This is a genomic window from Halobacterium zhouii (genome assembly GCF_021249405.1).
Classification (GTDB): Archaea; Halobacteriota; Halobacteria; order Halobacteriales; family Halobacteriaceae; genus Halobacterium; species Halobacterium zhouii.
This window is the reverse complement of the sequence record NZ_CP089593.1, coordinates 301,952-314,737: the sequence shown is the minus strand read 5'-3', so window position 1 is coordinate 314,737 and position 12,786 is coordinate 301,952. Positions and strand designations below refer to the sequence as shown.

Genomic DNA, 12,786 nt, shown 5'->3' with positions numbered 1-12,786 from the left:
TCCACCCGCTACCCGTCTGTCCAGTTGCTACGCGTCGACCGGTTCTCCGAACGCGTAGACGGTCTGGTGGCCGACGACCTCGACCTCGGCGAAGTCGCCGGGTTCGAGACCGTGCTCGCTGGCGTTCTGCACGACGACCTGCCGGTAGGCGTCGTCGTAGCACTTCACGGAGTCACCGGTCCCCTGCTCGGTGACGAGCACGCGGCGCTCCGTGCCCACCATCGACTCGTGGGCGTCCGCGACCACGTCCATCTTCAGGTCGGTCATCGCCTTCGAGCGGTCCTTCTTCGTCTGACCGCCCAGGCCCTTCAGGTCCGCGGCGTCCGTGCCCGGGCGCTTCGAGAAGCGCGTGACGTTGATCTTCTCCGGCCGGGTCTCCCGCAGGAGCGCCATCGACTGCTCGTGGTCGTGGTCGGTCTCCGTGGGGAAGCCGACGATGAAGTCCGTCGACAGCGTCCACTCCTCGAGGTAGTCGTCGAAGGTCTCCACGATGTCGACGTACTGCTCGACCTCGTGCTGGCGCCGCATGTCCTCGAGCACGTCGTCGCTTCCCGACTGCACGGGCGCGTGCAGGAAGTTGTATATCTCGTCGTGCTCGGCGAACACTTCGGCGAGTTCCTCGCGGATGCCGTGCACGCCGCCGGGGTTCGCCATCCCCACGCGGACGCGGAAGTCGCCCTCGATTTCGGTGGCGATTCGCTCCAGCAGTTCCGGCAGCTTCCGCTCCCCGTTGTCCCAACCGTAGACGCCGGTGTCCTGGCCCGTGATGCGGACCTCCTTCGCGCCGGCGTGAACGAGCGCGCGGGCCTTCTCGACGTTCTCCTCGACGGGTGGCGAATCGACGCGTCCCGTCGCCTGCTTCGTGATGCAGTACGAGCAGTTGCTCATGCAGCCTCGGGCGATGGGGAGGATGCCGATGACGCCGTCCAGGATGGGTTCGGCGTCCGGCGTCGTCGTCGGGCACTCGCCGTTCGTCACGGCCTCGGGTACCTCGTCCCAGTGGAGCACCTGCGCGTCCACGTCCTCGTCACGGAACTCCTCGCCCTGCGCGAGCGCCATGCAGCCAGTGACGATGAGGTCGGCCGTCTCGTCCTCCAGTTCCTTGGCCCGGCGGAGCATGTTGCGCTCCGTCTTCTCGACGACGGTGCACGTGTTCAGGATGGCGACGTCCGCGGCGTCCGGCCCATCCACCTGGTGGTGGCCGGCGTCGCGGAGCCGCCGCTCGATCTCGCGGCTCTCGCCGCGGTTCGAGGTGCAGCCGTACGTCTCGATGTGGTACTGGGCCATGCGTTAGAAGAACGTTGGGAGCGGCACAGCAAAAACTCGGCGATAGCGAGACCAGTGTTCGCGCGAGGGGTATTCGCGAGAGAGGCTGTTCGCGCGAGGAGGGCCATCGGTCCCCCTGCCGTTTAAGACGAACCCGGCCGCGGGTGGTGGTATGGAACTGCCGGGCGTCGAGCGAGCGACGGGTCGCGTGGCGGTCGCGCTCACGCTCGCAGTCGCCGCGCTGTCGGTCGCGGTGGGCATCCTCGGCATCGTCGACCCGACCGCGAACTTCGGGCCGCTGGCGCGCATGATTCCGCCCGCTGTGAGCCAGACCGCGGGGTTCACGGGCGCGCTCACCGGCTTCCTGATGGTGGCGAGTGCGCTCGGCCTGCGGCGCGGACTGCGCGTGGCGTGGTACTCCACGGTCGTGCTGTTGCCCGTGACCGCCGGCCAGGGACTCGTGCAGGCGACGCCGTACTCGGTGCCTCTGGTGGTGCTGTCGGTGGTCGCGCTCCCGGTCGTGTTCGTGGCGCGCCCACGCTTCGACCGCCGCGTCTCGCTGTCCACCACGCAACTCGCAGCGGGCGGCGCGCTCGTCGGCGTACAGGCCTACGGCACCGTCGGCACGTACGCGCTCCGCAGCGGGTTCCCGGGCGTGAACACTGCCCTGGACGCCTTCTACTACACGCTCGTCACCGCGACGACGGTCGGCTACGGCGACATCACGCCCCAGAGCCAGGAAGCGCGCCTGTTCTCGCTGTCCGTGCTCGTGCTCGGCACCGCGAGTTTCGCAATCGCGCTCGGCGCGCTGCTCGGCCCCGCCCTCGAAGCCCGCTTCGCGAGCGCTCTCGGACGCATGACCCAATCAGAACTCGAGTCCCTCGACGGCCACGTGGTCGTCGCGGGCTACGGCGACCTGACGGAACCGATTCTGACCGAACTCACCGCCGGCGGCCGCAGCTTCGTCGTGGTTACGGAGGACGAACCCGTCGTCTCCACGCTCCGGGAGCGTGACGTGAACGTGCTCGCCGCCGACCCCGCCGACGTGGAGTCCCTTGATCGCGCGGGCGTCGGGCGCGCCACAGCGGTGGTCGCGGCGACGAACGATGACGGCGAGGACGCGCTCTCGATACTCACCGTGCGCGAGCGCTTCCCGGACGTGCGCGTCGTGGCGTCCGCGACCGAGCAGGAAAACGAGGAGAAGTTGCGGCGAGCGGGCGCGGACGCCGTGGTCAGCCCCGTGGTCATCGGCGGGCGGTTGCTCGCGCGGTCCGCGCTCGGCGACGAGGACGCCGAGCGGGAGGCCGCAGACGTGTTCGAGGAGAAATGACTGTCGACTGGTGGAGAGCGCCGTACTACCCGAGGTGGACGACCGCGATGTCGGTTTCGAGGTCGCGGACGCGCTCGAACGTGGGCCGGGAGATGAACCGGGAGGCCGCCGACCGGTCCGTGCTCGCGCCGAGGAACACCACGTCGTAGTGGGCGTCGTTTCGCTCTAGGAACGACTCGACCGACGACCGCGAGACGCGGGTCTCACAGCGAGCGTCGACCGTCTCCGTGAGGTCGGCGAGCATCGACTCCGTCGTCCGGCGGTCGCGCTCCACGTCGATACAGGAACAGACGCTGAGCGACCCCGTCTGCCCGACGAGCCGTCTGGCGTAGTCGACCATCGCGTGCGCCACGTCCGAGGCGGTTCGCACGGGCACCATGACGCGCTTCCAGCGCGTGCGCCCGCCGGTCGACCGGAACGCGATGGCGTCCATGTCGCTGCGGAACAGCGAGCGCACGAACGGCGAGAGCCCGCTCCCGTTGGCTTCGAACGGCGTCACCACGAGGTCGGAGTTGGTCTCCTCGGCGGTCGCCAGCACGGTGTCCGCGGGGTCGCCGTCGGCCACCGCGACCACCACGTCACAGGGGACGCCGATGCGCGTCTCGATGGCGTCCGCCTGCCCCTCGAGTTCCAGCGCGGTGGCGTCAGCGGCCTGCTGTTCGGCCTCGTTCTCGGCCTCGCTCTCCCGAGTTCTGTCCTGGTCGAGGCGCTCGCGGGTCGCGTCCGAGATGGCGTCACGTTCGACGGCGGCGACGTCCTCGTCGTCCACGACGTCCAGGAGGACGACCTTTCCAGCGTCGTGGGCCGCGGCGATGCGCGCGCCAAACATCGACGTTTCCGCGGCGCGGTCGCCGCGCATCGGGACGATGACGTGGTCGTCGGCCCTCGTCGTCTGGTAGAGAAAACGGGCGCGCTGGGAGTAGAACTCGTGGTGCCACACGACGAACACGAGGGCGACGAGGCTGGTGGAGAGCGCGACGCTCACGACGTACGCGAGCTGTCCGGCGCCCGTGATGAGCACGAGCAACGCGGTGGAGAACGCCGTCGGGAGTTCGAGGTCGACCGTCCACGCCACGATTCCCGTGAGCAACACGCTGAGCGCCGCGGCGCCGGCGTGCGCGCCGAGTTCGGCGGGGGGCACGCCGTAGACGTACGCGGCGGTGAACTCCACGGACGCCCACCCGCAGAGCGCGCCGAGGGTCATCCCGCCGACGAACTTCCGGGGGTCCGAGTAGCGGCCCTCGGGGTCCGAGAACAGCGTGTACGTGCCGGACGCGAGCGGCGGGAACAGCAGGAACGAGACGACGCCGAGGGTGCTCGCCAGCAGCGTGACGAGCGCGATGAGCAACGGCACGAACAACAGCACCGAGAGGTGGGTGAGATTGTTCGTGGTTTCGAGCCACTTGCGTAACTGCTCGGCCTCGCGGCGCTCGAGGCGGTAGACGCGGCGGCGGGCGGCGACGAGACGGCGCTTCAGTTCCGCGAGCACGTCCCGCAGTCCGCCGGTCGGGAAGTTGGATGTTTCGCTTCGAGGAGTTCGTTGCGGCAGCCAGACGACTGAATCGTGGGGTTTCGGGCGCTCACGCGAGTTCGACGACGTTGGCAGACGAAGTCTGCCAGGCAGTCGAGTCGGCTACGCCAACTCGACGACCGAGTCGAGTGCGATGTCGATGGCGCGCGCGACGTTGTTCTTGGCCTTCTCCGGGAGTTCGTCGTCGCTGTCCGCGCCCTTCTGGTTCCCGGCGACGAGGTTGCCGTCGACGGTGCAGATGGCGCCCGCGGCGAGGCCCTTCCGGCGCGCGAGCGAGAACACGGTCGCGGCCTCCATCTCGATGGCGAGTAGGCCAGCGTCGTTCCAGTCCTCGACGTACGCGTCGTCCTCGTTGTAGAACGCGTCGTCGCTCACGATGGGGCCGACGTGCACCTCCTCGCCTCGCTCCTCGGAGACGTCCACGAGACTCGTGAGCACGTCGTAGTCCGGCACCGCGGGGTAGACCGCGGACTCGTAGCGCTTGCTCGTCCCTTCCTCCTTGGCGGCGCCGGTGGCGACGATCATGTCCCCGACCTCGACGTGCTCCTGGAGGCCGCCGATGGTGCCGACGCGGATGAACGTCTCCACGCCCACGCGAGAGAGTTCCTCCACGGCGATAGCGGCCGACGGACAGCCGATGCCGGTCGAGCAGATGGTGAGATCGACGCCGTCGTACGTCGCGTTCACGACCTTGTACTCGCGGTTTTCCGCGACGACCTCGCTGTCGTCGCAGTGGCCCGCGATGCGGTCGACGCGCCCGGGGTCCCCCGGGATGAGTGCGATGTCGTTCACGTCGCCGTCCTCCACGAGGAGATGGGGCTGTTTCGCCATGCCAGCGGATTCGGTGCTCCCCGAGAAAAAGAGCGGGGATACCGGACGGCGGTCCGCCCGGTCGGGCCGCGGACGCCAGAGTCCGGGTTCGGAACGCGACAGGCGTACCGGTTCGCGTACCGTTTTGTCGCTCCGGGCCCCAGCACGACTGTGACTTTCAGCATCTGCGTCCGCGAACCGTACGAGGCCGAGGACGGCGAGGAGGCGTACCGCTTCGGCGTCGCCATCACCACGCGTCTGCCGGGCGTCGGCGTCCCGTGCCCGCACGTCAACGAGTACGGCGCTGTCGCCACCCAGAGCGTGACGAACCCGGACCTCGGCAGCCGCGGCGTCGAGTATCTCGCGGAAGGGCTGGCCATCGAGGACGCGCTCGACGCGCTGTTGAACGCAGACGACGGCAGCGCACAGCGCCAGTTGCACGGCGTCTCCAGAGACGGCGCGTTCACGTTCTCCGGCGAGGAGTGCAACGACTGGTACGGCCACGTCGAGCGCGAGGGGTTCACAGTCGCCGGGAACCTGCTCGCGGGCGAAGCCGTCGTCGAACGCACCGCCGACCACTACGCCGACCACCGCGACGACCCCGACCCGCTCCCGAAGCGACTCATCGACGCGCTCGGCGCCGGACAGGCCGCCGGCGGCGACAAGCGCGAGGACCTCGACGTGCAGAGTGCGGCGGTGCGCGTGGTGGACACGGCCGACGACGAGCGCCCGTACTACGACGACCTGCGCGTCGACGCCAGCGAGAACCCGATTTCGGACCTCCGCGAGACGTACCGGCTGGCCAAGCGGGGCTACGAGGACGCCATCGAGAAGTACGGCGAAGAGTAGCGAGAAGCACGGCGAAGAGTAGGCTGTCGGTCCGCGCGCGCAGACCGACAAGGAAGCGACCTCAGACCGAGAACTCGTACAGTTCGTCGCCGACGTGGTGGAGACTATCCACGACCTTCCCCGAATTACCGACCATCTCGTCGCCGTCGACGAGCGCGCGCCCGACCGCGAGCACCTTCCCGTGGGCTTCCTCGGCGATCACGACGAGGTCCCCCGTTTCGATCTCGTCGTCTGCTTCAGTGATGCCCGGACGCATCACGTCCGCGCCGTCGCTCACGAACGACACCGCGCCCGCGTCGACGGTGACGACGCCCCGCGACGGCGGATGCGCGTTCGCGCCGCGCACGGTGACGAACGGTTCGCCCTCCGGATACCACACCATCGGCTCGCCGTCCACGAGCACGAGGTCGAAGTCCTCGTCGGCGAACTCCACGAGTTCGAAGGAGTCCGCGTCGAGTTCGACGCCGAGGCCGTCCGCCAGCGCGTCCGCTATCTCGCGGACGTCGTCGCTTCGAAGGTGGTGGCGAGAGGATACCTCCATACCCGACGTGTGTCGTCTCGGCGCTTAAATCGTCCGCTCTGCGGTGCGCGTCTTCCTGTGGCACTTGCTTGGGCGAGCGAGCGCCGGGAACGGAGTCGTTTACGGGGTGCCGACCGACTCACGACCACCGACCAAATCGCTAAGTACGGGGCCGGCCTCTCTTTGCGTGATGCTGGGGTCCCGGAACCAGACCGTCTCCTGTATCGCGTGCGGGACGGACCTCGAACGAGCAGACGCCCGCGAGTACGACAAGTACGGCGACCGGTGGGATCGAGACGGGAAGGAGTTCGAACACCTCTGCAAGCCGTGCTTCCGCGGTCTCAACAAGTACGCCCGCGACGGGTTAGAGGACACGCTCGTGGAACTGGACGCGGGGCGCGTCAGCGACGCGGAGTTCATCGAGCAGTTCATCGAGCGGACCCACGAGGAACACGCCGGCCGCGAGTGACGCGGTAGCGTGAGTTTTGCGTGCCCGGGAGTGGCGCCGGGCAGAACGTCGACACGACTAACTGCGGGTGCGAACAACGAGTAGTCATGAGCGACGACGCACAGGCGGCCGCGGGCACTGCAGAAGCCCAGGGCCCCGTCGAGATTTCTCCAGACCTCGCCCGCCAGATCGAGAACAAGCGCGAGGACCTCTTCGAGAAGTTCGAGATCCGCGACGAATTCCCCAGCGAGGTGCTCGCGGAGGCCGAGGAGCGAATCGAGGACGTCCAGACCGAGATTCAGGACGAACTCGAGGAGCGCCGCGACCTCCGGGACCGCGCGACGTGGACGACCGACCCCGTGGACGCCCAGGACTTCGACGACGCCATCAGCGTCGAGGAGCGCGACGACGAGTACGTGCTCTGGGTTCACATCGCGGACGTCAGCCACTACGTCCATCCGGATTCGGCGATGTGGGAGGAAGCCATCGAACGCGGGAACACTGTCTACCTCCCCGGCTACACGATTCACATGCTCCCGCCGGTGCTCGCGGAGACGGTGTGCTCACTCGTCCCGGAGGAAGACCGCCTCGCACACACTGTCGAGATGCACCTCGACAAGGAGGATCTGGGCTACGAGTCCATCGACATCTACAAGTCCGTCATCCACTCGAACGAGCGCCTGACCTACAAGGAGACCGAGGACCGCCTCGACGACGAAGGCGCGCCACTCCACGACGAGATGTCACTCGTGTTCGACATCGCCGACCGGATGCACGAGCAGCGGAAAGAAGAGGGGAGTCTCGTCCTCAACCCCCGCCGGGACCGCGCACACACCATCATCGAGGAGTGCATGCTGAAGGCGAACAAGGCGGTCACGCACGAACTCATGTGGTCTCGTGGCGTCGAAGCCGTCTACCGCGTCCACCCGCAGCCGTCGCCAGACGAGTGGGACGAGGCGCTCCGCGAGATCCAGGAACTCGACGGCGTCTCCATCCCCGGCGACGCCTGGGACGACCCCCGGAAGGCCGTCAACGCCACCCTGGAGCAGGCGCCCGAGCGCCAGCTCGGGAAGATCCAGTGGGCGGTGATGAAGGTGATGCCGCGCGCGAAATACATGAACGACCCGTTCGGCGGCCATCACGCCCTGAATTTCGAGATTTACGGTCACTTCACGAGTCCCATCCGCCGCATGAGTGACCTCGTGAACCACTGGATCGTCTACAAGAACGACGTGCCCGAGGCGCTCGTCGACCTCTGTGACCACGCCAGCGACAAACAGAAGGACGGCGAGACGGCCGAGCGCGAGTACCGGAACTACCTCGAGGAGGTCGGCCTCGACCCGGACGCCGTGAACAACCGCGGCATCGAGATCGTCGAATCGGACGAGTAACGAGTCCGATTCGACTGCACGTCACGCTCTGATTGCCGGCGTTGTAGACGCGGCGTAACCTCCCGAACAATCGGCCCCAGTAGACAACTCAGAGGTCGTGAGCCAGCAACAGTTCCATCTCCGCGCCCGGTAGCTCCGACCCCAGTTCCGTCACGGGTTCGAATCCTCGGTCCTCGTAAAACGACCGCCCGACCTCGTTCGCGGCGATGACCACCGTCTGCAGGCGCTCGACCCCGCGCTCGCGCAACGACCCCTCCACTCGGTCTAAGAGCGCTGACCCGACGCCGTCCCCCCAGTGATCCGGGTGGACGTACAGCCGATAGAGCTCCGCAACCCCCTGTTTGTCTGCGAGTTCCGAAGCGTGCGCGAATCCAATGACTCCCTCGCTCTCCGCGACGAGGAAACACGGCCCGTCGACGACGCCCCGGATTTCCGCCTCGTGGTACCAGTCGTCGACGGTGTCCTCGACCGTGTCCGGGCCGAGAACGTCGTCGTACGCCGCGTGCCAGGCCGCTCGCGCCACCTCGGTGATGGCGTCCACGTCCGACTCCTCGGCCGGGCGCAGTTCCACGTTCTCCATCTTCTCTATGGACGGTGGGCAGCACCAACTCGTTTTCGGCGCTACCAGGACGTCGCGGGTGGATGTGACGAGTTCTTGAACGGCATCGGCACGCCGTTCGTCCACAGCGACCGCCCGAGCCAGTATCCGACGTGCCAGCCGACCTTCTCCGTGTCCCCAACAGCGATGCGGGCGTCCGTGAAGTACTCTGGCTGCGGGTCGTCATCCACGCTCGGCCCGCGCCAGTCCACACACGAGTGGTCGGGGCCGATCGTGTCACACGCCTCGACCGACCGCCGGAGGTCCACGACGACGTCCGCGTCGTGCGGGTTCTCGACGTACTCGAACGTCGGCGGTGAGCCGACCGTCCCGTCGGCTCCGCGCTGGTAGTACGCGAGCGCGGCCTTCACTCGCTTGCGCGTGGTCTCGGAGACGCCGTGGTCGGAGACCGCCGCGACCGTGACCGTCCCCTCCGCCCACGGATACCGGCGGTCCATCGCGTCGATGACGCTCTCGGGCGCTCGCGCCGCCAGATCTTCGCTCATCACGGTGGAGTTCGCGTCGTGGTCGAGGCCGAGCGTGTGGCCGAACTCGTGTTTCAGGATGGCGAGTGTCGTCTCCTGCGAGTGACCGGCGCGAATCCGGATAGTTGTCGTGCCGTTCACCGTCTCGTTCGGAGTCAGCGTCGGTGCACACCCGAGCACGACGCCCTCGGTGTGTTCACCACAGGAGGCGATAGTCCGCACGACTCGGACCCGGATCTCGGGCGAGTCGGTCTGGCTCACGAGTCGGTACTCGGGCGTGTACGTGTCGTAGGCGTGGGCGTTGCGCTCCCAGTACGAGAGCGCTCGCATCACTTCCGGGTGGACGTTACGCCCCCTGCGCGCCGAGTTCTCGACGACGACCTCGATCGGGTCGGCGTTCCAGGGATCCTCGAGTCGGTCACTCGTCTGCCCTGGGGCCTCCCGGAGGTCGAAGGGGTGGTCGGCCGTCGGCGTCGCTGTCGGCCCGACGCCTGCGGGTTCGGCGGTGACACACCCCGCAGTGACGACGAGGACGAGCACACCGAGCGCGACCGACGCCCGTGCCATCGAATAACTGTTAATCGTGTTGCGTATTAACGTATCGCTTGCTCGCTGGCGTGTGTACACTACTGACGACAGTTTCTGAGTGTCATCCCACGAGAGAATCGAGTGGGGGCCTGTCGTTCGTCAAGACGGCGAACCGGGCTCCCGTATCACGGACAGGGGGCTCGCGTATCTCGCGAGCGATCTCGACGCTGACGACCTCGAGGACTATCCCGAAAGCTGGCGCGCAGCCGCTGCGGACACAGTGGCTGTTTTCCCCGACCGAACCACGCGATACGCCACGTTCGCCGCCGCAGCGACGTGCTCGAAACAGCCGCTGTCGTGGTCGAAGTTGCGGCGATGTCGCGCGCCGATGGGGTGACCATACTACCGGGGGTGTTGTGAGCGCGCACAGTTTATTCCACCGGCCGTTTCCAGTTGAAGCGTCTGCCGCGCGTCAGACGGTGCCGAATAGAGACGGTGTGAGACACTATACATGAAAATTTGCCAACTTTTAGGAGGGAAGAATATAAGTCACCCTCGTGGTTACGGGTGAGCCACGCGCACAACAAGTGGGAAAGGATTGAAACAGGACGTTATAACGTTCTGGTAACCACTGCAGACACCCGCGTTGTGTGCCCGAACAACCATGACACGCAAACTCAGCTTCGAAATTCCGGAAATGGACGACGAACGTGGGGTATCCCCTGTCATCGGGGTTATCCTCATGGTCGCTATTACAGTCATCTTGGCCGCCGTCATCGCGAGCTTCGTGCTCGGCTTCGGTAACAGCGTCAGCAGCAACGCGAACGCCGGTGTGGATATCAACACAGACCCTGGTGAGAACGCTACAGTTACGGGTACTTGGATCAGTCAAGGCAGCGCAGAGAAGGTCAACGTGACTGTGAAAGTACAAGGAGGCGTGACTACTGGATTCACTCTGGCGAATGTTAGCAATACAGGTACCTTAACTGAGTCCGGTGACCTGGGCGTAGCAGATACCAACGGAACAGACACCCAGGTCCAGATCATCGTGACCGCCATCAAGGGCGACACGAAGACCGTCATCCAGAACAAGCAGAAGTCGATCTAAGCGGCCACCATTCTCGCCTCGTTCTTCTCGCGGATTCCTTTGGTTAAGTAGCGCCTGCTGGTCGGTTCGCCCGCAGTATGGCAACTACCAACGACGTGTTCAGCCTCCACACCAAGGGAGGCTTCGACCTGCAGGACCTGATCGGCGCGCCGCTGTTCGGCGTCGCTGCGCTCGTCCTGAGTGGCATCGGCACCTTCACCGTCTTCGGCTACAGCCTCAGCGAGACGCTGTAGTCCGGGAGTTCCGCGACCATCTCGGCCGCGTTCCTCGTCTGCCTCGTGCTGCTCGCGCTGTCGTGGGCGACGAACCGCGCGGGCGACGGCTGGGACGACCTCGAGCACGTCGAGCGCATCCGCCGGATGGAGGCGACCGAAGAGGGCCGCCGCGCGCTCGACGCCGAGGACATGAGCACGCTCCAGCACCAGCAGGGGAACACCGACCAGCGCGCCGACATTAGCGGCCTGAAGGCCATCCAGCAGGTAGACGACCTCATCAACGGGAAAGCGCCCGTCGTGGTCGTGCTCGGCGAAATGGGCGCCGGCAAGAGCAACTTCGCGTCGCTGCTCGGCCAGCGATTCGTCCACCAGAACCCCGGCGCGCTCGTCGGGACGAACATCCAGAGTCTCCGCGAGAAAGACGACTGGGAAGACGACCGCGGGCGCGAGCGCGACGGGTGGCTGCCGTCGTTCCCGGCGCTCAAGGAGTGGCTACAGCAGGACGGCGACCCGCTGCATCACGACCAGACGCGGAAGCTCGCCATCCTCGACGAACTCAGCAGCGCCGCGAGCGGGAGCGGGAAGGACGGCCAACTGACGCGCAAACTCATGGGGCCGCTGGTGTTCAAGGTCCGGAAGTACGGCGGCGCGCTCATCGTCATCGCGCACGACGAATCCTCGATCCATCCGCTGCTCTGGCGTCTCGGCATCATCGTCAAGAAGGAGTCGCCGAAGAAGGCGAGCGTCTGGGAGCGGGTCACGAACGGCCAGCTACGCGACAAGGTCGGCGAATTCGAGGGCGTCCCGCCGACGGACTGGCGGTACAACGACCAAGAGGCGTCGTCGTGGTCGTGGACGCAGGCCAACGACGAGACCGGCGAGCCCGAGATTGCCGAGGACGACGTGAAGCGCGTCGCTATGTGGACGATCGCGAATTGCAAGCGCGAGGGACTGAGCAACCGCGAAACCGCCGAGCACGTCCCGTTCAGCCACACTACCGTCAAGAACTGGTGGCAGGAGTATCAGGACGGCGGCGAGAAGCGCGAGTGGGTTTCCGACGTGGAGGCGGTAATCGCATGACCGCAGTACGACGGAAACGTGGAAAGCGCAACCGGCCCCCCTTTAGGACTGGCCCACCGCGTCGAGGACTCGCGCCAGAGGGCGCTCGCCCCGATGGGCGGCGCGTCGTTCGTCCGGCGACCGGGTATATATATAGTGGCGCGCGAGGCGCGAGGGCTGCGTAATGCCGTCGCAGAAGGCCAACAAGTACGGCACGGCGGTCGAGTACAAGATGGCCGAGCAGTACAATCTCGATCTCGCCCGCGCCTCCTGGAAGGACGTCGACGCGAGCGACGGGACGGCCCACGAGATCAAGGCCGCGATGCACGAGCACGCCGACGGCCAACCAGGGACGTTCAAAATCTACCGGCAGTACCACGAGAAACTACAACGCGAGGGCGTGTACTACGTGTTCGCGGCGTACCGGATTGGCGGCCGCGGCGTGCAGGTGCTCGCACATGGGCGACGTCGAGCGTCTCGACTGCCGACGGTTCGGTGGCACGGCGGCGGGGAGCATCGGGAGACACAGCAGGCGAAAATCGCTATCGCGGACGTGCTGTAGGTATCTTCGACTCTATTGAAATCCTCCTCTTCAGACCCAGTAGGAAGTCAATCGACTGTTCGGTAGGCGTGTTTGTTCATCAGCCA

General features: G+C 66.5%; 14 protein-coding genes. 8 read left to right on the top strand and 6 right to left on the bottom strand.

What is annotated here, in order from left to right; genetic code table 11:
- Positions 1 to 27: 27 nt before the first annotated feature.
- On the bottom strand, positions 28 to 1,287 hold the full coding sequence (locus LT970_RS01520) for a tRNA (N(6)-L-threonylcarbamoyladenosine(37)-C(2))-methylthiotransferase (protein ID WP_232687202.1): 1,260 nt from the start codon (positions 1,285 to 1,287) through the stop codon (positions 28 to 30).
- 151 nt (positions 1,288 to 1,438) lie between these two features.
- Here LT970_RS01520 and LT970_RS01515 point away from each other — a divergent pair, with 151 nt between their 5' ends.
- On the top strand, positions 1,439 to 2,596 hold the full coding sequence (locus LT970_RS01515) for an NAD-binding protein (RefSeq protein ID WP_232687201.1): 1,158 nt from the start codon (positions 1,439 to 1,441) through the stop codon (positions 2,594 to 2,596).
- Positions 2,597 to 2,621: 25 nt separating this feature from the next.
- On the opposite strand, the gene LT970_RS01510 is transcribed toward LT970_RS01515, so the two are convergent.
- Positions 2,622 to 4,085: an HPP family protein gene (locus LT970_RS01510; RefSeq protein WP_232687200.1), complete on the bottom strand. Its 1,464-nt coding sequence runs from the start codon at positions 4,083 to 4,085 to the stop codon at positions 2,622 to 2,624.
- Between the two features lie 144 nt (positions 4,086 to 4,229).
- The gene (locus LT970_RS01505; RefSeq protein ID WP_232687199.1) at positions 4,230 to 4,958 is read right to left on the bottom strand and encodes a guanosine phosphorylase; all 729 of its coding nucleotides are present in this window, start codon (positions 4,956 to 4,958) and stop codon (positions 4,230 to 4,232) included.
- 150 nt (positions 4,959 to 5,108) lie between these two features.
- Between LT970_RS01505 and LT970_RS01500 the strand changes: the two genes are divergently transcribed.
- A complete protein-coding gene (locus tag LT970_RS01500; protein ID WP_232687198.1) occupies positions 5,109 to 5,786 on the top strand; it encodes a DUF1028 domain-containing protein in 678 nt (225 codons plus the stop codon).
- Positions 5,787 to 5,847: 61 nt separating this feature from the next.
- Here LT970_RS01500 and LT970_RS01495 read toward each other — a convergent pair whose 3' ends face one another.
- A complete protein-coding gene (locus LT970_RS01495) occupies positions 5,848 to 6,327 on the bottom strand; it encodes an RNA-binding protein (RefSeq protein WP_232687197.1) in 480 nt (159 codons plus the stop codon).
- A 169-nt stretch (positions 6,328 to 6,496) separates the two neighbouring features.
- On the opposite strand from LT970_RS01495, the gene LT970_RS01490 reads away from it, so the two are divergent.
- Positions 6,497 to 6,775, top strand: coding sequence for a DUF7562 family protein (locus LT970_RS01490; protein WP_232687196.1), 279 nt, complete (start codon positions 6,497 to 6,499; stop codon positions 6,773 to 6,775).
- 86 nt (positions 6,776 to 6,861) lie between these two features.
- A complete protein-coding gene (locus LT970_RS01485; RefSeq protein ID WP_232687195.1) occupies positions 6,862 to 8,145 on the top strand; it encodes an RNB domain-containing ribonuclease in 1,284 nt (427 codons plus the stop codon).
- 88 nt (positions 8,146 to 8,233) lie between these two features.
- Here the strand turns inward: LT970_RS01485 and LT970_RS01480 are convergent, their stop codons facing one another.
- Together LT970_RS01480 and LT970_RS01475 are read right to left on the bottom strand one after the other, a co-directional pair.
- Positions 8,234 to 8,725, bottom strand: coding sequence for a GNAT family N-acetyltransferase (locus LT970_RS01480; protein ID WP_232687194.1), 492 nt, complete (start codon positions 8,723 to 8,725; stop codon positions 8,234 to 8,236).
- Positions 8,726 to 8,766: 41 nt separating this feature from the next.
- On the bottom strand, positions 8,767 to 9,795 hold the full coding sequence (locus LT970_RS01475; protein ID WP_232687193.1) for a hypothetical protein: 1,029 nt from the start codon (positions 9,793 to 9,795) through the stop codon (positions 8,767 to 8,769).
- A gap of 625 nt (positions 9,796 to 10,420) precedes the next feature.
- Here LT970_RS01475 and LT970_RS01470 point away from each other — a divergent pair.
- From LT970_RS01470 to LT970_RS01455, 4 genes are all read left to right on the top strand, one after another.
- Entirely contained in the window at positions 10,421 to 10,864 is a 444-nt protein-coding gene (locus tag LT970_RS01470; protein ID WP_232687192.1) for a type IV pilin domain-containing protein, read from the top strand.
- Positions 10,865 to 10,941: 77 nt separating this feature from the next.
- Positions 10,942 to 11,097 (top strand): hypothetical protein, encoded by a 156-nt coding sequence (locus LT970_RS01465; RefSeq protein WP_232687191.1) that lies wholly within the window; start codon positions 10,942 to 10,944, stop codon positions 11,095 to 11,097.
- A gap of 45 nt (positions 11,098 to 11,142) precedes the next feature.
- Positions 11,143 to 12,159 carry a hypothetical protein gene (locus tag LT970_RS01460; protein ID WP_232687190.1) on the top strand — a complete coding sequence of 339 codons (1,017 nt, stop codon included), beginning with the start codon at positions 11,143 to 11,145 and terminating at the stop codon, positions 12,157 to 12,159.
- 163 nt (positions 12,160 to 12,322) lie between these two features.
- The gene (locus LT970_RS01455) at positions 12,323 to 12,700 is read left to right on the top strand and encodes a PD-(D/E)XK family putative nuclease (protein ID WP_232687189.1); all 378 of its coding nucleotides are present in this window, start codon (positions 12,323 to 12,325) and stop codon (positions 12,698 to 12,700) included.
- Positions 12,701 to 12,786: the final 86 nt, after the last annotated feature.